This window comes from Pseudomonas sp. R38(2017), from assembly GCF_002112395.1.
In the GTDB taxonomy this organism is placed as follows: domain Bacteria; phylum Pseudomonadota; class Gammaproteobacteria; order Pseudomonadales; family Pseudomonadaceae; genus Aquipseudomonas.
Genome location: NZ_NEHN01000009.1, coordinates 198,001 through 221,475, shown reverse-complemented (window position 1 = coordinate 221,475; position 23,475 = coordinate 198,001). Strand labels below are relative to the sequence as shown.

The 23,475-nt window shown below is 61.0% G+C and carries 23 protein-coding genes; 9 read left to right on the top strand and 14 right to left on the bottom strand.

The features are described 5' to 3' along the window. Positions 1-211: 211 nt before the first annotated feature. From CAF87_RS22870 to CAF87_RS22860, 3 genes are all read right to left on the bottom strand, one after another. Positions 212-1,591, bottom strand: a complete 1,380-nt coding sequence (locus CAF87_RS22870) for a VOC family protein (protein WP_085733182.1) — start codon at positions 1,589-1,591, stop codon at positions 212-214. 111 nt (positions 1,592-1,702) lie between these two features. After that, on the bottom strand, positions 1,703-2,641 hold the full coding sequence (locus CAF87_RS22865) for an alpha/beta fold hydrolase (RefSeq protein ID WP_085733181.1): 939 nt from the start codon (positions 2,639-2,641) through the stop codon (positions 1,703-1,705). Positions 2,642-2,657: 16 nt separating this feature from the next. Continuing rightward, a complete protein-coding gene (locus CAF87_RS22860) occupies positions 2,658-4,112 on the bottom strand; it encodes an NAD(P)/FAD-dependent oxidoreductase (protein WP_085733180.1) in 1,455 nt (484 codons plus the stop codon). Positions 4,113-4,283: 171 nt separating this feature from the next. On the opposite strand from CAF87_RS22860, the gene CAF87_RS22855 reads away from it, so the two are divergent. Then, positions 4,284-5,357: a diguanylate cyclase gene (locus CAF87_RS22855; protein WP_085733179.1), complete on the top strand. Its 1,074-nt coding sequence runs from the start codon at positions 4,284-4,286 to the stop codon at positions 5,355-5,357. A gap of 84 nt (positions 5,358-5,441) precedes the next feature. Continuing rightward, entirely contained in the window at positions 5,442-6,677 is a 1,236-nt protein-coding gene (locus CAF87_RS22850; protein WP_085733178.1) for a M20/M25/M40 family metallo-hydrolase, read from the top strand. A gap of 89 nt (positions 6,678-6,766) precedes the next feature. Here CAF87_RS22850 and CAF87_RS22845 read toward each other — a convergent pair whose 3' ends face one another. From CAF87_RS22845 to CAF87_RS22810, 8 genes are all read right to left on the bottom strand, one after another. Then, positions 6,767-7,636 (bottom strand): oxaloacetate decarboxylase, encoded by an 870-nt coding sequence (locus CAF87_RS22845; RefSeq protein ID WP_085733177.1) that lies wholly within the window; start codon positions 7,634-7,636, stop codon positions 6,767-6,769. 160 nt (positions 7,637-7,796) lie between these two features. Beyond that, the gene (gene astA, locus CAF87_RS22840; RefSeq protein WP_085733176.1) at positions 7,797-8,831 is read right to left on the bottom strand and encodes an arginine N-succinyltransferase; all 1,035 of its coding nucleotides are present in this window, start codon (positions 8,829-8,831) and stop codon (positions 7,797-7,799) included. 55 nt (positions 8,832-8,886) lie between these two features. Continuing rightward, on the bottom strand, positions 8,887-9,903 hold the full coding sequence (locus tag CAF87_RS22835) for an arginine N-succinyltransferase (protein ID WP_085733175.1): 1,017 nt from the start codon (positions 9,901-9,903) through the stop codon (positions 8,887-8,889). Positions 9,904-10,021: 118 nt separating this feature from the next. Next, positions 10,022-11,371, bottom strand: coding sequence for an APC family permease (locus CAF87_RS22830; protein ID WP_085733174.1), 1,350 nt, complete (start codon positions 11,369-11,371; stop codon positions 10,022-10,024). A gap of 87 nt (positions 11,372-11,458) precedes the next feature. After that, positions 11,459-12,211, bottom strand: coding sequence for an N-formylglutamate amidohydrolase (locus tag CAF87_RS22825; protein WP_085733173.1), 753 nt, complete (start codon positions 12,209-12,211; stop codon positions 11,459-11,461). Further along, positions 12,195-13,526, bottom strand: coding sequence for a glutamine synthetase (locus tag CAF87_RS22820; protein WP_085733172.1), 1,332 nt, complete (start codon positions 13,524-13,526; stop codon positions 12,195-12,197). Before CAF87_RS22820 ends, CAF87_RS22825 begins: the two co-directional genes overlap by 17 nt. Continuing rightward, positions 13,523-14,167, bottom strand: coding sequence for an isochorismatase family cysteine hydrolase (locus CAF87_RS22815; protein WP_085733171.1), 645 nt, complete (start codon positions 14,165-14,167; stop codon positions 13,523-13,525). Before CAF87_RS22815 ends, CAF87_RS22820 begins: the two co-directional genes overlap by 4 nt. Positions 14,168-14,169: 2 nt before the next feature. Continuing rightward, entirely contained in the window at positions 14,170-15,024 is an 855-nt protein-coding gene (locus CAF87_RS22810) for a MurR/RpiR family transcriptional regulator (RefSeq protein ID WP_085733170.1), read from the bottom strand. Between the two features lie 318 nt (positions 15,025-15,342). Here CAF87_RS22810 and CAF87_RS22805 point away from each other — a divergent pair, with 318 nt between their 5' ends. Both CAF87_RS22805 and cobF read left to right on the top strand, forming a co-directional pair. Continuing rightward, positions 15,343-15,915, top strand: coding sequence for a histidine phosphatase family protein (locus CAF87_RS22805; RefSeq protein WP_085733169.1), 573 nt, complete (start codon positions 15,343-15,345; stop codon positions 15,913-15,915). Then, positions 15,912-16,667, top strand: a complete 756-nt coding sequence (cobF, locus tag CAF87_RS22800) for a precorrin-6A synthase (deacetylating) (RefSeq protein WP_085733168.1) — start codon at positions 15,912-15,914, stop codon at positions 16,665-16,667. Before CAF87_RS22805 ends, cobF begins: the two co-directional genes overlap by 4 nt. On the opposite strand, the gene ftrA is transcribed toward cobF, so the two are convergent. Further along, positions 16,636-17,625 (bottom strand): transcriptional regulator FtrA, encoded by a 990-nt coding sequence (ftrA, locus tag CAF87_RS22795; RefSeq protein ID WP_085733167.1) that lies wholly within the window; start codon positions 17,623-17,625, stop codon positions 16,636-16,638. The genes cobF and ftrA overlap by 32 nt on opposite strands. A gap of 102 nt (positions 17,626-17,727) precedes the next feature. Between ftrA and CAF87_RS22790 the strand changes: the two genes are divergently transcribed. The 4 genes from CAF87_RS22790 (at position 17,728) to CAF87_RS22775 (ending at position 21,219) form a co-directional block, all read left to right on the top strand. Further along, positions 17,728-18,162 carry a rhodanese-like domain-containing protein gene (locus CAF87_RS22790; RefSeq protein ID WP_085733166.1) on the top strand — a complete coding sequence of 145 codons (435 nt, stop codon included), beginning with the start codon at positions 17,728-17,730 and terminating at the stop codon, positions 18,160-18,162. A 254-nt stretch (positions 18,163-18,416) separates the two neighbouring features. Continuing rightward, the gene (locus CAF87_RS22785) at positions 18,417-19,196 is read left to right on the top strand and encodes an ABC transporter substrate-binding protein (protein WP_011333505.1); all 780 of its coding nucleotides are present in this window, start codon (positions 18,417-18,419) and stop codon (positions 19,194-19,196) included. 126 nt (positions 19,197-19,322) lie between these two features. Further along, positions 19,323-20,435: a M14 family metallopeptidase gene (locus CAF87_RS22780; RefSeq protein WP_085733165.1), complete on the top strand. Its 1,113-nt coding sequence runs from the start codon at positions 19,323-19,325 to the stop codon at positions 20,433-20,435. A 67-nt stretch (positions 20,436-20,502) separates the two neighbouring features. Continuing rightward, the gene (locus tag CAF87_RS22775) at positions 20,503-21,219 is read left to right on the top strand and encodes an alpha/beta hydrolase (RefSeq protein ID WP_085733164.1); all 717 of its coding nucleotides are present in this window, start codon (positions 20,503-20,505) and stop codon (positions 21,217-21,219) included. Positions 21,220-21,222: 3 nt separating this feature from the next. On the opposite strand, the gene CAF87_RS22770 is transcribed toward CAF87_RS22775, so the two are convergent. Beyond that, on the bottom strand, positions 21,223-21,789 hold the full coding sequence (locus CAF87_RS22770) for a hypothetical protein (protein ID WP_085733163.1): 567 nt from the start codon (positions 21,787-21,789) through the stop codon (positions 21,223-21,225). 86 nt (positions 21,790-21,875) lie between these two features. Continuing rightward, positions 21,876-22,649, bottom strand: a complete 774-nt coding sequence (locus tag CAF87_RS22765; protein ID WP_085733162.1) for a hypothetical protein — start codon at positions 22,647-22,649, stop codon at positions 21,876-21,878. Between the two features lie 147 nt (positions 22,650-22,796). Between CAF87_RS22765 and CAF87_RS22760 the strand changes: the two genes are divergently transcribed. Beyond that, positions 22,797-23,336 (top strand): chalcone isomerase family protein, encoded by a 540-nt coding sequence (locus tag CAF87_RS22760; RefSeq protein ID WP_085733161.1) that lies wholly within the window; start codon positions 22,797-22,799, stop codon positions 23,334-23,336. Positions 23,337-23,475: the final 139 nt, after the last annotated feature.

Genomic DNA, 23,475 nt, shown 5'->3' with positions numbered 1-23,475 from the left:
CGGGGGGATGGCGCTGGCAGTCATCGGATTTCGCGAAAAAGGGCAGCGTTTCAGGCGAAAAGTGCGCAAGAAGTTGCGCAGTACTGCGCAACTTCTTGCGCACTTGGCTGGAGGCCATGAGCGGCGTGGCTTGCAGCGGTTTTAAGGGGTGTTTTATTACGTACAACTGCGCAACTTCTTGCGCAGTATGGCCAAACGCCGCTTCGTCGCCTTACCGAGTCAGCACGGTGAGGCATTCTTCTATCGAACGCTGCTGCGTTTCGGCATACAACCTCAATTCATCGATGGTCGAACGCCCCAAAGCTTGTTCGAACGCCTGACGATTGGAGTGCTCGCCATAGTGCGTCTGCGCCGCATCCCCCAGGTTCGACTGAAAAATCCCCGCCGCACTGACCGGCAGGAAATCTTCGTACACCAGCGGCTCGGCTTTCACGTACCCATCGCGTAACAGCGCTTGCAGCGAAACATCAGCCGGACGACCCGCCGCAAGCGCTTTGTCTGTCAGGAAATAACGGAAGTACGCCAATTCCTGCTCGCGCATGCCCTCGAGGCTGTCAGGGAATTCGCTGAAATGCCGGGTCATCAGCGTGTTGTAGCGTGAGGCGTTGGCCTCGTTGGGGAAATCGCCCAATTCATCTCGGGCGGCATTCAACAGGCGGTCGTACAACGCCCGGCCCTTGGGTGTCAGCGCCGCACCTCGTTGTTCGATCTCGCCGAAGCGAGCACTGTGGCTGCCGCGGGTTTCTGTCTGGTCAGTGAAGGCGATCGGCTCGTCCAGCGCCTTGAAACTGGTCTGGCGCAGGAGGATCGGATGCTGCCGGCGTGGCGGCCCTTCAATCACCGCTTTGGGCGTGATGCCATGCAGCGGCATCTGCGCCTGAACGATGTCGATGTCCAGGGTACGCGGTGTCAGGTGGTTGATGTGTGGGCCTTTGAACGCGACGACATCGGCGATCAGGCGATGCTGGGCGCTGAGGGTCTGGTACTGCGCGGCTGTGACGGTAGCGCTGTGGTGCCAGCGAAAAGTCTCCAATGCTTGCAGGACAAATTCCCCGGCTTCGGATTCGTTCAATCCGCCAGCAGATTCGGCCTGCTCGATCAGACGCAGCGCGGTTGGGGTGAAGATCGAGCGCTGATCCAGCACTGATTGCGCGAAGGTTCGCAGCTCGGGATCTTCAATCAACTCCAGTCGAAGCAACGAAGTGAACACCCGGAACGGGCTGACTTGCAGCGCATCTTCATGCACCGCGCGAAACGCCGTGGAATGCACCGGCACCCCGGCGGGCGTCAGGTCGTAATAACCCACCGGTTGCATGCCCATCACCGCAAACAGGCGGGCGAGGGTGGCCAGTTCGGCGGCGGTGCCGACACGGATTGCACCGTGGCGCTCCATGTCCAGCCGTTCGATTTCGCCGGTGCTGTGCAGTTGACTGGCGATCTGCGGCTCGCGTGCCAGCACTTCGCGGTTGGTCTGTTCCACCAGTTCCATCAGGGCGCCGTACAGCGGCACTTCTTCGCGGTACATGTCGGACATCGCTTTGGAGAAGCGTTGGCGGATCAGGTCGGGGCTGACGAAAGGCTGCACGGTCATGAAAAAAATTCCTGGCACGGTCACGTAAAGGATGGAGGAAAAGATCGCAGCCTTCGCTGATGCGGGCAAACGAAGAATCCTACGAACTTCATTCTGCCAACGACTGACCGTTTACCTGTCCTGACGCGAATTCTCCCCCAGGAACTCCCGATACAAACGTGCCGTGTTCGACGGCTGCTCGACCATCGGCATGTGACCGACGCCGTCCCACACATCGACCCGCAGATTGGAGATGCCCTTGCTCCACACCGGCACGCTGCTGACATCGATCAACCGGTCCTTGCGGCCCCAGAGCAACAGCGCCGGGCATTTGATGTCCGGCAACTTCGGTTCCATCGGCGGACTTGCGCGAAAGTCCCGGAAGATCTCTTCCAGTTCGTCACGTTGTTGCTCGTAGCGCTGGGCAATGGCGTCGAGCACCAGGCCGGGCACCCACGGCGGCGAGGCCATGGTCATCGCATAGAAGTGTCGGAATTCTTCCCGGGAATTGATCAGAAACGGATTGTGCCCACGAGCCAGGTGACGCTCCATGTCGCTGGCCTCGGGCGCGGTGACGCCGGCCGGGTCGATCAGCGCCACCGAAGCAATGCGATCGGGGTAAGTCGCCGCCAGCCACGCGGCGATGTAACCGCCCATGGAGTTGCCGATCACGTGGACCTTCTCGACGCCGCAGACGTCGAGCAGCTGGATCATGCGTTTGGCCTGAACCGGAATGTCGTAGCCGCCACCGGCCTTGAAGCCGGTTTCGCCGTGACCGGCCAGGTCCGGGATGATCACCCGGTACTGCCCGACAAAGTGCCGGGCGAAGCGCAGCCACAGGTTCTTTTCCGCGCTGTAGCCGTGCAGCATCAGAATGCTGCTCGACGCTTCATAAGGCCCGCCTTGCCAGGTCGAAACCGTCATTTCGGCGATCGGTACTTCAATCTTGTGCAATCGGTACAGTTTCGCCTCCAAAGCTGCGCTCAGGTCGTAGAGCCAGTGACCGACCGCCGGGTAGCTCAACCAGCTCCAGGCCACGAAAACTGCGAGGGCGACAAACAGCAAAAGCATCGTGGGTCTTCCTTGTTCAAGACAGAATGTGGTCGGCCGGTTTCAGCGCCCGGGTCAAGCGGTGGTAGCTGAAACTGAAGCCGGGAAACATCGCGATCACATGACCGCTCCTGCTTTGATACCAACTGTGGCAGCCACCGGTTTTCCAGACCGTGCGCTCCATTTCCCGATGAATCATCTGAGTGTAGGTACGTTCTGCTTCGGGGCGAACTTCGATGCTGCGCAGACCTTTGGCCTGCACGGTACGGATGCAGTCGAGGATGTAGTTCATCTGCGATTCGATGATGAACAGCGCCGAGGTGTGACCGATGCCGGTGTTCGGCCCGGTGACGATAAACAGGTTGGGAAAGTCCGGCAGGCTGGTGCCGAGGTAGGCGCGTGGGTACTGCGCCCAGACATCGCGCAGTTTTACGCCGTTTTTTCCGCTGACCGGATAGGAAATCACGCCATCGGTGGCGTCGTAACCGGTCGACCAGACGATCAGGTCGACATCGATGTGCTGGCCATCCGTGGTGACGATGCCGGTTTCATCGAGCGCGGCGATACCTTGTTCGCGGCTGTGCAGCGTGACGTTGGGCCTGGTCAGAGCCGGGTAATAGGTGTTGGAAAGCAATACCCTTTTGCAGCCGATGGTGAAGTCCGGTGTCAGTTTTCGCTGCAGTTCAGGATCGGTCACCTGGCGTTTGAGAAATTTCAGCGCCTGGTTCTGCACCATGTGAATCGCCGGTTTCGAATATTTGAAGGCGATGATCCGGGTTTCGAACTGCCAGTAGATAAGCCAGCGCAGCAACTTCCAGGCCGGTTTCAGCCCGAGCAGCCAGCGCTGGAATCGTCCGAACTGGCGGTCGGGGCGCGGCAATACCCAATGGGGTGTGCGCTGAAAGACGTGCAAGCGCGCGACAGCCGGTGCAATAGTCGGGATCACCTGCACGGCACTGGCGCCGCTACCGACAATCGCTACGCGTTTACCGTGATAGTCGTAGCTGTGATCCCAATTGTTTGTATGAAAGGTCTTGCCTTGAAAGCGATCCCGACCGGGGAAGGGCGGCACGACCGGTTGACTCAGCGGCCCGGTGGCATTGATCACGAACTGCGCGTAATAGGTGCCCTTGGCGCCGGTGTGTACGGCCCAGCGTTTTTCGTTTTCATCCCATTCGATGCGCTCGACATTGGCTTGCAGCTCCACCCGCTCGCGCAGGCCGAAACGCTCGATGACGTGTTCGGTGTAGCGATGCAGTTCGGCCTGTCCGGCGAACATCTGTGTCCACGGGTAGGGCGCAAACGACAGTGAATACAGGGGCGACGGCACATCGACCGCCGCGCCGGGGTAGGTGTTCTGGCACCAGGTGCCGCCGAAAAAGTCCCGCCGCTCCAGCAAGCGAAAATCGTCGATGCCGGCCTTGAGCAAGTTGATCGCCGCGCACTGGCCGCCAAATCCGCTGCCGATGATCAACACTTGATAGGTCTGCATGGGCCTCCTTCTTAGAGTCTTTTTTCCATTTTCTTCCTTTCATGTATAGCCAATCATTTGCCTGCCGTGTGCTGGAAATGACGGGGTATTCGGCCGCTGACCGGTGATGGCTATTTAACGTCTCCCTGTTAGACTCCGAGCACATCCTTTTGCGGTGTACTCGAGGCCCTTATGGGAAGAACGGGAGGAAAGGGACTTTCACTGGCCAGGAGGCTTTACACATCGCGAACCCTCGGGTTGGTCCTGGGGCTTTTGTGCGTGAGCGTGGCGATGTACCCGCTCGATCCGCCGGCGTGGGTCTGGGCGCTGATGCTGTTCAACGGCCTGGTCTGGTCGCACCTCGCTTATCAATGGGCCCGACGGGCGAAGGTTCCGTACCATGCCGAACACCGCAATCTGTTGATCGACGCCTTTCTCGGTGGCTTCTGGGTCGCTGCCATGCATTTCAATCCCTTGCCCAGTGCCACGACCATTTCAATGATGGCGATGAACAACGTCGCCATCGGCGGCCTGCGTTTTCTGCTGGCCGGTGCGGCGGCGCAGTTGCTTGGCGTCGGCGTCGGGCTGGTGGTGTTTGCCCCGGCATTCATCCCCGCGACCTCGCCGGCGCAGCTCTATGCCTGCCTGCCGTTGTTGATGCTGTATCCGCTGGCGCTGGGCTGGATCTGCTTCCGCCAGGCTTACACTCTCGGCCTGCACAAGCGTGAATTGCTGGCGTTGAGCCGCACCGACAGTCTGACCGGTCTGCTCAATCACGGCGCCTGGAAGGATCAACTGGAAGTCGAATTCCAGCGCTGCAAACGCCAGCAGACAGGCGCAGCGATTGCGCTGATCGACATCGACCACTTCAAGGCGATCAACGACACCCATGGCCATGTGGCCGGCGATATCGTCCTGCGTCAGTTGAGCAGGATGCTCAAGCAGAACCTGCGCATGGTCGATGTGGCGGGGCGCTACGGCGGTGACGAGTTTTGCGTGATCCTGCCGGACTTGCCGCTGTTCAACGCGGCGCAGGCCATGGAAGCCTTGCGTGAGCGTTTTTCCTTTCTGGTCTACGAACAGAGCCCGGCGCTGAAAGTCAGCCTGAGCATTGGCCTGGCGGCACTCGATCCGGCTCACGGCGATGCAACGCGCTGGCTGAATGATGCCGATGAAGCGCTCTACGAAGCCAAGGCCAGCGGGCGCAACCGGGTGATCTGCTGCAACGATGACAAGCCTCGGCGCGGGGTTTTCGATTCGGTTTGAACGGATGGGGTGTCGCATCCGGGATAGAGCCTTGGAGCGATGTCAGGTACGGTTGAGTACCCGACACGAAACAAGGATTGATTCATGACGTTCCATTTCCCTCGCTCCCTGCTGGCCGCCGGTCTCGGCCTGACCCTCTCTTTCGCAGCCGCTGGCGCGTTCGCCGAATCGCACAAACAGGTGCTGGCCGACGCCGAGCAATACAAACCCGAAGCCCTGAAATTATTGGAACGCCTGGTCAATATCGACTCCGGTTCCGGCTATGAGCCGGGGCTCAAGCAAGTCAGCGACATCGCCATCGATGAGCTGAAAAAGCTTGGCGCAACTATTGCGTTGGTGCCGAACACTCCCGAAAAAACCAACCACGTTCTCGCAACGCTCAAAGGCACCGGCAAGGCGAAAATCCTGCTGATGGCGCACATGGACACGGTGTTCAAGGAAGGTTCTGCCGCCGAGCGCCCGTTCCACATCAAGGACGGCCGCGCCTACGGGCCGGGGGTGATGGACGACAAGGGCGGGATCGTCGCCGGCATTTATGCGTTGAAAATTCTGAAGAACCTCGACTTCAAGGACTACGCGCAAATCACCTTCCTGCTCGACGCCAGCGAAGAAACCGGTTCGGACGTCGCCACTGACCTGATCAAGAAAACCGCCAAACTTCACGACGTGACCCTCAACCTCGAACCGGGTCGTCCGGCTGATGGGCTGGTGGTGTGGCGCAAGGGCAGCGCCACCGCGTTGGTCGAGGTCAAGGGCAAGGCTGCTCACGCCGGCGTCGCGCCGGAACTGGGGCGCAACGCGGCGATGGAAGCGGCGCATCAGATCCTGCAACTGGGCAAGCTCGGCGACGAAGCCAGGAAAACCACCATCAACTTCACCGTGCTCAAGGCGGGCGACCGCACTAACGTGATCCCGGATCAGGCCACGGCCAAGGCTGACGTGCGGGCGGCAGTGCCGGAAGAGTTTGACCGGATCGAGAAGGATCTGGCGCGGGTGTCGCAGGACAAGCTGATTCCTGACATCGAAGTGAAGACTTCATTGCAACGCGGCCTGCCACCGATGCCGCAGACGGCGGAGTCGGATCGTTTGATGGCGATGGCTCAAGGGATCTACGGCGAGATCGGCCGCAAGTTGACCGAAGAAGGCAGTGGCGGGGCGGCGGATGCCAGTTTGTCGGCCGGGGTTGGGACACCAACGCTGGACGGGTTCGGGATAGTTGGCGGCAATATTCATACGCCGGAGGAATACGCCGAGGTGGAGAGCGTGGCACCGCGGATTTATCTGTTGTCGCGGATGATTATGGAGTTGGCGAAGCAGTAACGGCAGCTAGCGGTTTCGCGGCGGGCGCCATGCGAGTGGGACTCGTAATGGCGTCGGGCCGCTCTGCCTCTTTGTAGCGAGGTGCGAAGTTACTCTTTGACGCTCATGTATTCCTTGGCCCAGAGGATGTATTCCTCAGGCTGGGTGTAGGTGTGGGTCAGTTCGGTGGCGCTCAGGTCCGAAGCCTGGGTGAAGATCTGGCGCTGTTCGCGCAGGCTGTCGTAAGTCGCCTTGATCGCCGCGAAGTAAGCACCGTGGCCATCGATGGTCACGCGCACACCCAGTTCGGCCAGGCGTTTGTCGTCGCGCAGCGCCGGGTTGCCGTATGTCACCAGCATCAGCGGGACGGTCAGGTGTTCGGCGATTTGCTCGAGCTGATCGAAGTCCTGGATACCGACCATGCAGATACCGTCAGCGCCAGCGGCCTGGTATTGGCGGGTGCGGCTGATGATTTCCTGGTTCGGCAGGATGCCGGCGTTGGTCCGGGCGATGATCGCCATTTCCGAGTCGACCCGGGCTTCCAGTGCCGCGCGGATCTTGCCGACGCCTTCGGCGACGGTGATCAGGTCGGTGGATTTACGGCCAAATTGTGCTGGAAGCAGGGTGTCCTCGATGGTCAGGGCGGCAACGCCGGCGCGTTCCAGTTCGACGATGGTGCGCATCACGTTGAGCGCGTTGCCGTAGCCGTGGTCGGCGTCGGCGATCACCGGCAATTGGGCGACGCGGCCGATGCGAGTGGCTTGTTCAGCGAATTCGCTGAGGGTGATCAAGGCAAAGTCCGGGGCGCCCAGGACCTGCAACGAGGCGACCGAGCCGCCGAGAATCCCTACTTCAAAACCCAGGTCAGCGGCAATGCGGGCGGACATCGGATCGAACACCGAGGCGGTGTGATAGCAGGTGTCGGAAGCCAGCAGCTGACGGAAGTTACGGCGCAAATCTTGATGAGAAAGCCTGGTCATACGAGTTCCACCAATACAAAGGAATGGAAAGGCTTGAGCAAAGGTGTCAACGCCGAAGGTGAAAAGGCTATCACGCCAATGGGTCAAGGATCATGACGAATTAACGAGGAAGTTAACCAGGAAAAACCTGTTCAGGCTTTCTTGCTGCAGGCAGAGGCGCTCAGGCCGCCGCTGCCTGCTGCTGTTGATTGAGCAGCGGCACCGCCCGCACTGAGTTGCCCGGCTGCAATTGCAGGCGTTTGGCGGTGAGGCGGTCGATCACCAGACTGCTGCCGACCCGGCGGCCCGGAGCGACGGTGATGCGGCAGTTTTCCAGTCGGCGGTTGTGGATCAGCCATAGCGGCGCCTGATCGTCCGGCGCGCCAATACTCAAGGTCAGTTCCAGGCTGTCGCGTACGGTGCGGATGCCGCGGATCGGCGCTTCGATGACCGGGCCACCGTCGAAGATGTCGATATAGCCTTTATGGGCGAAACCCTCGGACTGGAGGATTTTCAGTGCCGGTTCAGTGTTCGGATGGGCTTGGCCGATCACGGCCTGGGCCTGTTCGGTGAGCATGCAGGTGTACAGCGGCTGGCGCGGCATCAGTTCGGCGATGAACGATTTGTTGCCCAGCCCGGACAAGTGGTCGGCGTGGCTGAAGTCCATCTGGAAGAAGTGCCGGCCCAGACTGTCCCAGAATGGCGAACAGCCTTGCTCGTCGGCACTGCCGCGCAGTTCGGCGATCATCTTCTCGCCGAACAGGTGCGGGAATTCGGCGACAAACAACAAACGACCCAATGACAGCAGACGTCCATTGCTGCCGTGGCGCTGGTCGTGGCGCAGGAACAGCGAGCACAGTTCCGATTGGCCGGTCAGTTCATTGTTGAGAAACAGTGTCGGGATCTGTCGCTGGATACCCAGGTCCGGCGCCGAGCTGACAGTCAGCCCGACCCGATAGTTGTACCAGGGCTCGCGCAGGCCGACGGCCCCGGCCATGGCGCTGACCCCGACCACCCGCTGCTCGTCGTCCTCGAGCACGAACAGATAATCGGCATCGGCCCGCTCGACCTGTTCGGCGAAGGCGCGCTGCGCCCAGCGTACCCGGTGGGCCAGGCGATCTTCGTTGGCGGGCAGGGTGGTGAACCCCGGCCCGGCCTGTTGCACCAGCGTCATCAACGCTGGCAGGTCGCTGACTTGGACCGGACGGACAATCATGCTGCAACTCCTTTTGCGCGCCTGCTCGGGCACTGTCGTTGGGTGAGGGCGCGGTTCACAGGGCAATCACCCGGATCGTGCTGCCAGCGCTGACATTCAGTGCTGAACAAATCGCCGGCGTAAGCGCCAGGGGCTGACCGGGCTGGAAATCCAGCTCGGCGACCACCGCCCGAAAGCCATGCAGTGCATCGTTACTCACCAGATAGCGACCGCGGGCATCGATCAGTGGTTCCGTTTGAACCTTGGCGGTCTGGCTCTGGGCGATCGAACGGATGTTGGCAGTGCGCGCGTACAACGTGGGGCCGGCATCGAACAGGTCGATGTAGCTGTTGGTTTCAAAACCCTCGCGCTCAAGGATGTCGAAGGCTTCCTGGCCGTCCGGATGGATGCGACCGATGCACTCCTGCGCCGCCAGTGGCAGCATCGGCACGTAGATCGGGTATTGCGGCATCAGTTCGGCGAGAAACGTACGGCTCTGCAAGCCGCACAGGCGTTCGGCCTCGACGTAGGGCAGGTCGAAGAAATGTTTGCCCAGCGCGTCCCAGAACGGCGAGTTGCCTTGCTCGTCGCTGTAGCCGACGATTTCGGTGATCACCGCTTCGGCAAAACGCGTCCCGTGGGCGGCGATGAACAATAACCGTGCCCGCGACAGCAATTCGGAAAACGGTGTGCGTACCAGCGCCGCGTCGATGTGAAAACCGCGCAGCAGCGTGTGGCCGCTGAGGTCGTGGCACAGCGACAGCGCCGGAACGCCGTGTTCGATGTTCAGTTCCCGCGATGCGCTGGTGAAGTGGCGGTTGCGCAGGCTGTAGAACGGTTCGTCGTGGCCGGCCGTCGCGAGAATCTCCGAGCAACCAACCAGACGACGGCTGGCCAGCTCTTCCAGCACGAAAAAGTAATTCTCCGGGCCCTGAGCCGCGGCGTCGCTGTCGAACGAAGCGCAGGACGTGGCGATTTTTTCGTTCAGGCGCTCGCTGTCGTCCGGCAGGGACGTGACGCCCACCAGGCTGTCGCGAGCCAGTTGTTGCAATTGAGGCAGGTCGTTTGGCTCGACTGGGCGTAAGACCAGCATGGATGCACTCCTGTATCAAACGGTTCGGCACATTCGCCGAACCTGACTATCACTGTCGGTTTCCACGCGTTAAAGCGGCGGTCGCCTGATTTGTTGTCAGACGCCGCTCTTTTTCTTGTCAGCCATTGCTCGGGTCAGGCAGCGCGGTACTGGCGCCGAGCTTGTTCAGGAAGAACAGGTACACCAGACCCAAGGCGATCCAGATCAAACCGAGTTTTTGTGCATCGACGCCCATGTTGTACATGATGGCCGCGACGATAATGAAGCCGATGACTGGGCAGATCAGGTGACGGATCACCTGGCCGGACTTCTGCCGACGCCAGTAGTAATTGATCACGGTCAGGTGCAGCAACATGAAGCCGCTCAGGGCGCCGAAGTTGACCAGTGAGGTCAGGGTGTCCACCGAGTTGATGAACAGGTAGCAGATCACCAGCGACAACACGGCCACCAGATAGATGCTCAGGTACGGCGTGTTGTGTTTCGGGTGAACTTTGGCCAGCACTTTCGGTAGCTTGCCGTCGCGGGCCATGCCGAACAGCAGACGCGAGACCGCCGCTTGTGAAGTGATCGCCACCGCCACGCCCCAGGCCAAAGCCGTGGCCACGCCGGTCAGAGTCGCCAGCCAGCTGCCGGCGGCAATTTCGGCGATTTCATAGAACGCGGTGTCGGCGGACTTGAAGCCCATGCCAGCGGCCAGATCGGTGGCGATCCAGGTCTGGACGACGAAAATCGCGCCCATCACCACCAGAGTGATCAACGCCGCTTTGCCGACGCTGCGGCCCGGATCGCCCTTGATCTCTTCGGCGAGCGTGGAGATCGCATCGAAACCGAGGAATGACAGCACCGCAATCGACACCGCCTGCATCAGCAGGGCGAAGTTGAAGGTTTCCGGGTGATACAGCGGCGCCAGGGTCAACTGGCCATTGCCGCCGCCGTTATGCAGGGCATTCCAGGCGTAGAACAGGAAAATCCCCAGCACCACAAGCTGCGCCAGCAGGAACACGATGTTCATGCGGGCGGTGAAGGTGATGCCGCGCAGGTTGACGAACGTCGCGCTGACCAGGAACGCCAGGATGAATCCAACCTTTGGGATGTCCGGGTACAAATGGTTGAGCGCCATCGCCGCGTAGACGTAAAGCAGAGGCGGAATCAGCAAGTAATCGAGCAGCATCAGCCAGCCGGCGATGAAGCCGACGTGTTGATTCAGGCCCCGTTGCGCGTAGGAATAAACCGAACCGGCAATCGGAAAGGCCCGGGCCATGCTGCCGTAGCTCAGCGCGGTGAAAACCATTGCCACCATGCCGATGATGTACGCCAGAGGCACCATCCCCGGTGCCTCGGCGTTGACGTAGCCATACACGCCGAACGGGGCGATGGGGATCATGAAGATCATCCCGTACACCACCAGATCGGTCAGTGTCAGGCTACGTTTCAACTCCTGTTTGTAGCCGAACTCTTCTATTTCCATGAAGCGCAACTCCTTGTCAGCCAATCGTTCGTTTTAGTTGTTATGTCGGTCCGTCGTTTCCAGCGTCAGCAGTGGTTACAACAATCTTTACAACAGGGGGGCCAGATAATTCGCCCAACGGGTCACCGCTTCCGGGCTGCGCAGCAGGTCGTTACGCACCTCAATCAATACCGACTCAAGACCACGGGCATCGCCGTGCACTGGCACGGTCATGTCCCCCAGCGGGTCGATCTTGTACGGCTGGTTGCCGGCGACTTTCAGCGGATGCTCGCCGAGACCGTCGAGCAGGCGTTGGGCGTATACCTTGGCCTGACCGAACAGCACGCCGACTTCCAGCTCACGTGGCTGGCCGTAGTACACCGGGGTAAAACTGTGAATCCCCACCACCCGCACCAGCCGGCCTTCGGCCAGACGCTCGTCGATCAGTTGTTGCAGCCGTGTGTGAAACGGCTTGAACAGGCACTGGCGACGGTACTCGCGGGTGGCTTCGTCGAGCTTGCGATTGCCAGGCACCTGATAGATCTCGCTCTGCGCCGGAATGCTGTCCGGAGCGTGGCGTGGCCGGTTGAGGTCGATCAACAGTCGCGAATAATTGGCGCTCAGCAGCGTGGCGCCGATCTTCTCCGACAGTTGTTCGGCCAATTCCAGCGCACCGATGTCCCAGGCAATGTGTTCACACGCAGCCGTGTCATCCAGGCCCAGATTGTTGAGGGCGTCGGGGATGTAGCGGCTGGCGTGCTCGCACACCAGAATCAGCGGGTGCGTCGAATCTTCGCGGGTCAGTTTGTAGACCGGTCGGGTGTACAACCCAAGCTCGGCGGATTCAGTACAGGCGTGCATAGTGCTCACACAGGTCAGCGGGCGAGAGCTGTTCCGTCAGCGCCAGTTCCTCGGTTTTAAGGGCGAAATACGTGTCGAGCAACGGTGCCGGCAGCGCTGCCATCAGCGCTTCGCTGCGACACAGGCATTCCAGTGCCTGAGCCAAAGAGGCGGGCAGGGCAACGATGCCCCGCGCCTTGCGTTGTTCGTCGTTGAGTGAATCCGGGATTTCATCGGTGATCGCGTTCAGCGCCAGACGCTGTTCGATGCCCAGGCGTCCGGCGATCAGCAGCGCGGCCATCGCCAGATGCGGCGAGGCGGTGGCATCCATGGCGCGGAACTCCAGGTTGTACTGCTTCGCCACGGATTTGCTGCCCAGGCTCACGGTCGGGCAGATGCGCAGCGCCGCTTCGCGGTTCTGTTGCCCGAGGCACGCGTAAGACGCGCTCCAGTGATGCGGCTGCAAACGCTCGTACGACACCGGGGTCGGCGCAGTGAACGCACACAGCGCCGGCAAGTAATGCAGGACACCCGCCGCCCAGTGCTGGCCGAGAGTCGACAAACCATTGCTGGTGCCGGCGTCGTACAGCATCGGCTGGCCGGCCAGATCCAGCAGGCTGACATGCAGGTGAACGCCGTTGCATACCGCGTCGGCGGCGGTCTTCGGCGCAAAGCTCAAATCCAGGCCCATCTGCCGGGCGATTTCGCGGGTGATCTCGCGCACGTTCACCGCGCGATCCGCCGCCGCCACGCCGAGGGTCGGGCGGCAGGTGATTTCGTATTGATGCTTGCCGTATTCGGGCAGGAACATTTCCGGCTCGACGCCACCGGCGCGCAATGCGCTGAGCAGCCAGCCACCGAACTCCGCGCCCTGGCGCTGGGCCTCAAGGGAGAAGGCCAGATGTTCGGCAAACCCTGCGTGCAAGTTGAATTCGTGTTCGAACGCGGCGTTGACCTGCAAGCCGAGCTGGTCGCGATACCGCTCGATTTCATCGCTCAGCAATGTGCGCGGACAGGCGCCCCACGGGCGGCCGTCGGTTTCGCGGATGTCGCCGTGGATGAAGTCCAGCGCCGGGGCAGCGGCGTCCGGCCCGTTGCCTACCGTGACGCGGCTGGCGAGGTCGGGAATCAGCCGCAGATCGCCATAGGCGCCCCACGGGTTGGTCGAGGCGATGATGTCCTGTGGCGTCAAAGCGCTGTTGGCCGGCACCCAGCCGCAACCGCCGGCCTGATAGTGTTCCAGCTCATCGCTGGGAAACGAGCGGCCACGTGTGATGCCGATCAGGTCGGTGGTGACGATGGTGGTCATCGGCAACGGCGACAGTCGTTCGCTCATGGCTGCATCTCCCGCAGACGATCGAGCACGGTGTCGGTGTCGGTGATCCAGCAGTAGCCCTTGATTGCGTTCAGGCAGGCGTCGTGACGTGCTTCGGTGTAGGTCGCGCAGGCGTCTGCCACCAGAGTGACCAGATAGCCACGGTCGGCGGCGTCGCGCACGGCCATGTCCACGCATTGGTCGGTGACGATGCCGGCGATGATCAGGTGTCGGGTTTCGAGGTTGCGCAGCACGTAGTCGATGTTGGTCGAGTTGAAGACTCCGGAAGACGTCTTCGGCAGCACGATTTCGTTTTCCGCCGGGGTCAGATCGGCGATGACCTGTGCCTGCGGGCTGCCCTTGGGCAGGTGCATGTCCGACAGTTTGTGATCCAGCGAGCGGTCGCGGCCGTCGGCGGTCAGGCTTTCGATCAGGGTGTGCAGCACGTTTTGCCGTGCGTCGCGGAAGGCGTTGAGCAGGCGTACCTGATTGGGCACCACTTGCGAGCGTGTGCGATTGAGGAAGTAGGCGGCGTCCGGGCCTTCGAGGTGCGGGTCGAACTGCGGTTCGAGCCAGGCACGCTGCATGTCCACCAGCAACAGCGCGGTGTGGTCGGTGACAAACGGCAGGTCCCGCGGCGAGCGGTGGGGAAGGCTGAACATCCTTATTTATCCTCCAGCAAATGGGTGTCGAAGTCGTTGCGCAGGGCATCGATGCCTTCCAGGCGATCGGCCAGGTCCGTGCTGCGCAGGGTCAGGCAAGCGATCAGCGCTTCAACCTGAGCCAGCGCCGGGACCATGGTGTCGAACGGCGAGGCCGACTCCACTGGAGCGCTGATGATCATGTCGGCCAGCTCGCGCAGTGGCGAGGCATAGATGTCGGTGAACAGTACGACGCGAGCGTTGTTGTTCTTGGCCGCAGTGGCCACGCGCAGGGCCTGGGTCTGGTAGCGGCGATAGTCGAACACCAGCACCACGTCCTGGCGTTGCAGGTCGAACAGACGATCCGGCAATTGCGCGTTGTCCTCCAGCGCAAAGCAACCGGGGCGCAGCAAACGCAAATGATTGAGCAAGTAAGTGGCCATCAGGCTGCTGAACCGCCCGCCGAAGCAGTAAACCTGATGGCGAGTGTCGAGCAGCCACTGCGCCAGTATCCGCACGTCTTCGGGTTGGGTCAGGGCCTGGGTTTCCGCCAGCAAATTGTGGCTGTGGGCCAGATAGTGGCTCCAGGCATCGTCCTGATTCAGGTTCGAACGCGGTTGCAACAGCGTGCGCGGCGAGCGCAGGCGATGATCCATGTCGCTGAGGAGGGCGTCCTGGAATTCGGCGTAACCGCCAAAACCGAGTTTTTTTACCAGACGCACGATGGTCGGATCGCTGACGCCGGCGTGCTCGGCCAGGCGCGCCATCGGGCCGAGCCCGTTGCGCGGGTACTGATCGAGCAAGGCCCGGACGACTTTGCGCTCTGATGGCGTAAGGTCCAGGCCGGGATCAGTAATCAGGTCTCTGAGAGGGGGCATCCGGGCTCCTGCTGGATGGGTGTGTTGAATTCGCTTCACAATCCTTTAAAACAGTATTTATGTAACTGGCGTTACATGTCTAGTGAATTTTCCTGGCAATTATTTCAGCCCCAAAATGGGGCGAGATGCCCGTGTAACAAGGGCTACACGTCTATCGATTGATCTTGTAGTCCATTGCCCATTGTTGCGTCAGATATTGCCGCTTTGTTTTGACAGGGCGATTGAAGGGCTTCCCCGGAACCGCCCGGTTTACGGCACAATTGCCGTCCTGTCGGCATGTTGCCGAGTGTTTTTTACCTTCTGACTGAGTGACTCATTGTGCAAGCCACCCGTTTGACCTTGATGTGTCACGCCAGAACCGTCGCACAAAAATTGGCGCGTTTTCCTACGAACGAAGCTGTTGAAGAAAGCGCTGTAGCGTCTGACTCGCTGGCCGCTCGGTTCGGGTTCCCACGGCATTTGATCTGCGGCCCGGAATTGCGCACGCGCCAGACCGCCGAATGGTTCGGTCACGATGCCCAGGTGGATGAAGCACTGCGCGATTGCGACTGGGGCCGTTGGCAGGGGCAGTCGATCAAAGACCTGCAGCGAGATGAACCGGAAGCCCTGCAAGCCTGGCTCGAAGATCCCGGCGCCGCGCCGCACGGCGGGGAATCGGTGGTGCAACTCGGCGAGCGAGTGGCAGCTTGGCTGGCGAACCTGCAAACCACGCCGGGTCATGTCGTGGCCGTCACGCATCCGTTCATCATTCGTGCGGCGCTGATGCAGGTCATGCAGGGCCAGGCCTTCCACAGCATCGATATCGAGCCGTTGGCGGTGGTCGAGTTGAGTTTCTTCGGACGCTGGCGGCTACGCGTGTCCGGCATCGATACTGGAGGAGACCGTTCATGAAACGCTTGCTGGTCATCGGCATTGGCGCCGGCAACCCCGACTACATCACGATGCAGGCGGTGAAGGCGCTGAATCAGGTGGATGTGTTCTTCCTGATGGACAAGGGCCAGAGCAAGGACAAGTTGATCGACCTGCGTCGCGAAATCTGCGAACGCTACATCACCGATCGTACCTACCGTTTCGCCGAAGCCCACAGCCCGGAGCGCGAACGCGGCGATGTGGACTACAACGCCAGCGTCGATGATCTGAACCGCGCCAAGCAGCAAACCTTCGAACGCCTGATCAATGACGAATTGGCTGACGGACAGTGCGGCGGTTTTCTGGTGTGGGGCGATCCGGCGTTGTACGACAGTACGATTCGCATCCTTCAGGCAATCCTGGCCTCAGGACGATGCGCGTTCGAATTCGACGTGATTCCCGGCATCACCAGCGTTCAGGCCCTGGCGGCGCAGCACAAGGTGCCGTTGAACACCATCGGCCACTCGATTGAAATCACCACCGGCCGACGCCTGGCGGCGGGGCAGGTGAGTGATACCGACAGCCTGGTGGTGATGCTCGACGCGGAAGATTCCTACCATCAGGTGGCGGATCAGGAGACAGAGATTTACTGGGGTGCCTACCTCGGCACGCCGGATGAAATCCTCATCAGCGGCAAGCTCAGTGATGTTGCCGATGAGATCGAACGGGTGCGCAAGGCGGCGCGGGCCGAGCATGGCTGGATCATGGACACTTATCTGTTGCGCAAGCCTTGATCTCACGACCAAAGCGCTCGCGATACACCGATGGCGGCACGCCGACCACGCTGCGAAACGCTACGCGAAAGCTTTCCACCGAACGATAACCGCAGCGCTGGGCGATCTGCTCGGTGTTCTGTGGCGTGCTTTCCAGCAATTCCCGGGCCCGGGCCAGACGCTCGTGTTGCAGCCAGGCCTTGGGTGACTGGCCGCTGGCTTCGGTAAATTTGCGCAGGAAGGTGCGTTCGCTCATCGCCGCTTCGCTGGCCAGATTGCGCACTTCAAGTGGCTCATGCAGGCGCTCGCGGGCCCACTGCATCACGCGCGACAAGTCGCTGCGCGGCGTCGGGCTGACCGGTGTGGGAATGAATTGCGCTTGACCGCCGGTGCGCTGCGGCGACATTACCAATCGTCGCGCCACCGAATTGGCCACCTGAGTGCCGAAGTCCCGCGCCACCAGATGCAGGCAGGCGTCGATCCCGGCCGCACTGCCAGCCGAGGTGATCAACTGGCCGGAATCGACGTAAAGCACATCCGGATCGACATCGATGGCCGGGAAGCGCTCGGCCAGCTCCGAGGCGTAGCGCCAGTGGGTGGTGGCGCCATGCCCGTCGAGCAATCCGCTGGCTGCCAGCACAAAGACGCCCGAGCAGATCGACAGCAACCGGGCGCCGCGTGAATGCGCATCACGCAAGGCTTCGAGCAATGCCTCCGGCACCGGCGCGCTGCGGTCGCGCCAGCCGGGAATGATGATGGTGCGCGCCTCCGCCAACAGCTCCAGACCGCCATCGGCCAGCACCTGAATTCCGCCCATGGCGCGCATCGGGCCTTGATCGACGGCGGCGATGCAGTGCTGGTACCACGGAAAATCGAACTCCGGCCGGGCCAGGCCGAAGATCTCCACGGCGATGCCGAACTCGAACGTACAGAGGCCGTCGTAGGCCAGAATCGCGACCAATCCAGGTGAATCAGGCATTTGGCGGAAAATCCCCGGTGAGTGTCTTGTGCGCCACTGTAGCGGCAAGCGGCGGCTCGATAAAGTCTGTTCATCCCTTCACAGACGTAGGAGCAACACAACATGCCCAGCCTGGTTCGCGAAATTCCTGCCGCCCCTTCGGCGATTGCCCTGATGCACTTCAGCAACCGTCTGACCTTCGAAACCGATTGTTCCGACGTCTTCAGTAGCCAACAGGCTGGCGAGATCGATTTTGTGCTGGTCGATGTGCGCGGGCCGCTGGCCTTCGAACGTGGTCATGTGCCGGGGGCGATCAATATTCCGGGGCGTTTGCTGACGGCGGAAGGGCTGGTGGATTACTCGAAAAACACGCTTTTCGTGGTTTATTGCGCTGGTCCCCACTGCAATGGCGCCAACAAGGCGGCGGTGAAACTGGCGGCGCTGGGTTACCCGGTCAAGGAGATGATCGGCGGGGTGACCGGGTGGCTGGATGAAGGCTTCCAGTTGAGTGTTGCCACACCGCGCGTCGCCACCGCGCCGATCGCTTGCGATTGCTGATAGCCAGAGGGTTGCCGCTTCGGCGGCAGCTTTTGTCGGCTTTGTCCTACAACCCTTGCACCGCTCTGGCGCAGACTTTTCCCGCGTGATGGTACTCGCCGATTTTCTGTAAGTATTTGTCGCTTAAAAACAATTTGCCCCGGGCGCGCCGCCATAGACTGCCGGCCACTTCGGTTTCTTTGCGCTACATAGCCCAAGGCCGAACCTGACAATCGAAAGCTGCCAATAAAAGCCTCCGCACACGGGAGTAATAAATGAAAAAGCTGGTTATGTTCGGTGCCCTGGCACTGTCGATGTTGTCCCTGACCGCCGTGGCCGAAGACGCCAAACCGATCCGTATCGGTATCGAAGCCGGTTACCCGCCATTCTCGATGAAAACCCCTGATGGCAAACTGGCTGGTTTCGACGTGGACATCGGCGATGCGCTGTGTGAGCAGATGAAAGTCAAATGCACCTGGGTCGAGCAAGAGTTCGACGGCCTGATCCCGGCGCTGAAAGTGAAGAAGATCGACGCGATCCTGTCCTCGATGACCATCACTGACGACCGCAAGAAAAACGTCGATTTCACCATCAAGTACTACCACACCCCGGCGCGCTTCGTGATGAAGGCAGGCTCCGGCGTGAAAGACCCGCTGACAGAGCTCAAAGGCAAGAAAGTCGGCGTGCTGCGTGCCAGTACCCACGACCGCTACGCCACCGAAGTGCTGGTGCCGGCCGGGATCGAACTGGTGCGTTACGGCTCGCAGCAGGAAGCCAACCTGGACATGGTGTCCGGTCGTATCGACGCGATGCTGGCCGACTCGGTCAACCTGAGCGACGGCTTCCTGAAAACCGACGCCGGCAAAGGCTTTGAGTTCGTCGGTCCGACCTACGAAGACGCCAAGTACTTCGGCGGTGGCGCCGGTATTGCCGTGCGTAAAGGCGATACCGAGCTGGCGGAGAAATTCAATACCGCCATCAATGAAATCCGCGCCAACGGCAAGTACAAGCAAGTGCAGGACAAGTACTTCGACTTTGACGTGTACGGCCATTAATACGCCGTAGAAAAAAGTGGCCCCGTTGACGCGGTGGCCACTTTTTTTTCGCCCGTGATTTATCCTGTCAGCACATTTTCAATGCAGTCACTGTGCAGCAGCGACTACAAAATTTCCGGAGTTCCCATGCAACGCATCGATCATGTTCTGCCCTGGAGCCACCTGGGCAGCGAACGTTCCCTCAGCGTCTTCCGTTACGGCGCCGGCCCGCGCAAGGTCTACATCCAGGCCAGCCTGCACGCCGATGAACTGCCGGGCATGCGCACTGCGTGGGAACTGAAGAAACGCCTTGCCGAGCTGGAATCCAACGGCCAGTTGCAAGGTGTGATCGAACTGGTGCCGGTGGCCAACCCGATCGGCCTCGATCAGCATCTGCAAGGCAGCCACATGGGGCGCTTCGAGCTGGGCAGCGGCAAGAACTTCAACCGCTCCTTCGTCGAACTCAGCGCGCCGGTGGCCGAGCGTATCGGCGAGCAGTTGGGCGGTGATGCCCAGGCCAACATTGCGTTGATCCGCCAGACCATGGGCCAAATCCTCGACGAGCTGCCAGCCCCTGCCTCGCAACTGGAAGCGCTGCACCGTCTGTTGCTGCGCCACGCCTGTGAGGCCGATATCACCCTCGATCTGCATTGCGATTTCGATGCCGCGATTCACATTTATGCGCTGCCGCAACACTGGCCGCAGTGGCAATCCCTGGCCGCGCGCTTGAAGGCTGGAGTGGCGCTGTTGTGTGAAGACTCCGGCGGCAGTTCGTTCGATGAATCGTGCTCCACTCCATGGTTGCGTCTGGCGCGGATGTTCCCGGAGGCGGCTATCCCGCCGGCCAACCTCGCCACCACCCTGGAACTGGGCAGCATGGGCGACACCCGCGTCGATCAGGCTCAGGCCAATTGCGAGGCGATCCTGGGCTTTTTGGCCGAGCAAGGCTTCATCAGCGGCGAATGGCCGAAGGCGCCGGACGAATGCTGCGAAGGTATGCCGTTCGAAGGCACCGAATACCTGTTCGCCCCGCACCATGGCGTGGTGAGTTTCCTGCGCAATGCCGGTGAATGGGTGGAGCGCGGTGATGCGTTGTTCGAAGTGGTCGATCCGTTGCAGGACCGCGTGACCACCGTGCGCGCCGGCACCAGCGGCGTGTTGTTTGCCATCGATCGTGGACGCTACACCCAGCCGGGCACCTGGCAGGCGAAAGTGGCGGGGCGCGAGCCGATTCGGGCGGGCAAGTTGATCAACGACTGACGCCCCCATCTTCTGGATCACAGTGTTAGGCTCTGCCCCGAACCCTGCACTGTGTGAAGGAAGGCTTATGTTGAAGGTGTTTGCTCTGTTGACCCTGCTGGCGTCCAGCGCTGTCCATGCTCAAACCTCGCTGCAAACCGATCTGCCGCTCAACTACCTGGCCCAGGTTCATCCGGATGCCGAACAGCGTCCGCTAGTGGTGTTCCTGCATGGCTATGGCAGTAACGAGGCCGATCTGATCGGTATGAAATTTCAGCTGCCCAAGCAGTACAACTACCTGTCTGTGCAGGCACCGATGGCGTTGGGAGAAGGGCGTTTCCAATGGTTTCGCAAGAAAGGCGAAGGGGCCTACAACGGCGAGACCGATGATCTGAAGGCCAGCAGCCAGAAACTGCGGGCTTTTATCGCCGCAGCGGCGCAGAAATATCACGCGCAACCGGAGAAGGTGTACCTGATCGGTTTCAGCCAGGGCGCGATGATGACTTACGAGGTTGGACTGCGGCAGCCGGCGGCAGTGGGTGGCATTGCCGCGTTGAGCGGGCGGGTGTTGCCGGTGCTTAAGGGCGAGCTGAAGTCAGAGCAACAGCATCCGCCGCTGGAGATCTTCATCGGCCACGGCACGGCGGATGATCGTGTGCCTTACAGCGGTGGCACCGAGGCCGATACGTTGTTGCAGAAGCTGTCGTACAAACCGCAATTTCATGCCTATCCCGGCGTCGGCCACAGCATCAGCGCGGCCGAACTTCGGGATTTGAACGACTGGTTGCAGCAACTCAATCCCTGAAAATCACTTTTCCTTGAGGATGGTTTTCACCAGCGCCTCGTGACCGCTCTTGTCGCTGGCCCGGGAAATCACCTGGACCAGTGCCATGCGCGTGCCGGAACCGGCCAGCAGCGTGGTGTTGAGAGTCTGGCCGCCGCCCTGGGTGGCGGTGCTGTCGACCTGACGCAGGCCCAGGCCATTACCTTTCTGGGTCAGGCTCTTTTCGCTCAGCTTGTTGAAGTCAGGCAGCGCCTTGCGCTGAGCGTCGATGAAATCTGAGACGGTGCCGTCGAGGAACGCACTGTCGTTGTCCTTGACGTTTTTGCCTTCGGGAATCTGGTTTTCGGCGACGATGACCACAGTCTTGGTGGCGTCGTTGCTGTACATGGTGCCCTTGGCACCGGTCGGCCCGGCTGGCAACGGATCGCCGACAAAGCCCTTGGGCAGGGCAAAACTGAACTTGCCGTCGAGCATCGAGACTTTCTCGGTGACAGCCTTTTCTTTGGCTTTGGCTGCCTGAGCATTGATGGCGCCGAAACCGGCCACCGCCGCCAGCAACAGGACGACGGCTTTCTTGCTAAGCAATGACATTCGAATCTCCGAGGGATGGTCGCGCTTGGGCGGCGATCATCCCACGGAGCACACCTGGCACTCCAGAGCGGTTTGTCCGGGCGGGGTCAGTTTGCTGATGGCGCAGGCGCCGGTTTGGCCAGCAACTGCCGGGTGACGCCCAGCATCGCCACCGAAACGGCCACCGCCACCACGAAACCGCCGAAACCCAGACCTGGAACGGTCAGCGCCAGCACCAGACAAAACGCCGAAAACGAATACATCCCCGTCGCCGTCGCCCGCAACAACGCAGCGGTAAACGCCGGGCCACGGGTCTGCTGGGAAAACACCGCCATCACGCTGCCGAGCACCGGGAACACCGCGAGCAGACCGCTCCAGCGCTCGCCGACGGTGCTGGCCAGCATGGTCACCACCAGCGTCAATGCGGCCCCGGCGATCATCCGCCACACCAGTTTGTCCGACTTCGGCGCCGGGCCACTCACCACCGGTTGAACCTTGGGAAACAGGTAAGGCGCGGCGAGAAGGGCAGTCGCAGCGGCGGCGACCGAGAAGAGTAAAGACGCCGGAATCAGCGACAGAATCAGCGCCAGCACGGCCCAGACCGATAAAGAAACTACCAATGCCAGCGGCCAGTTCGCCCGCTGCGCCACCTGCGCATAGGTGACGCAAAACGCGATCATCGCAAACATGGCCGATAGCGCCGCGACCGCCGATTGCGCGGCAAACGCGGGCCCTTGCTCGATGGCGAGGAAAAACAGAATCGGCCCGACCACCACTGGCAACCCCGACAGCCACCCGGCGACGCTGGGGCCCCAACGCTTGCCGGCCAGGGAAATCAACAGCAGGAAACCGGGAATCAGCAGCAGTTTGAGGATCAGCACGCAGGTCTCTCCATCGGATCAATGAGGGCCACGTTAGCACTGTCGTTAATGGATTGCTGCAAATGCATGCAATAAATGTATACAAAGTGCCGGGCGTGATCGCCGACTATGCTCTGACTATCAGGGTTTACCGGAGTCGATGCCGCGATGAGCAGAACACCGAAGGTGTTACGTGGATGCTGCGGAATCGGCTTGTGGGCGCTACTGCTGACGCCGACCTGGGCCAGTTGGCAGGACGCAGTGCCCGGCGCGCAGATCATCGGTACCGGGGATTTCAGCGTGTTCGGTTTCGACATTTATAACGCTCGGCTGTGGAGTGCCGCGCGTCCGCTGGCCGATGGTCAGCCCTTCGCCCTGGAATTGATCTACCGGCGCAACGTGTCCCGTGAAGATCTGGTGCAGGCCAGCGTCGATGAGATCAAACGCCTGGCCGGATCCTCCATCAGCCCGGCACAACTGGCCGTGTGGCAAGCGCAGATGCAGCAATCGTTCGTCGATGTTCAGGCCGGCACGCGGATCACCGGGGTGTATCTGCCGGGTCAGGGGGCGCGGTTCTTCGTCGGTCAGCAGTTGCAGCACGAGATCGACGATCCGCTGTTCGCCCGGGCGTTTTTCGACATCTGGCTCGACCCGCGCACGCGCAGCCCCGAATTGCGCCAGCAATTGCTGGGTACTGCCAATCCCTGAACGCAGCACGTCTGCTCTTGGGCACGCCGACTGAAACGTCTAAGCTGCGCCTTTCGACTTGTTTCTGGATGTGTGCGTGAAATTCAGCTTACCCAAAATCGCCACTGCGCCGTTCTGCCCGCCGGAAGTGGCCGGCAGT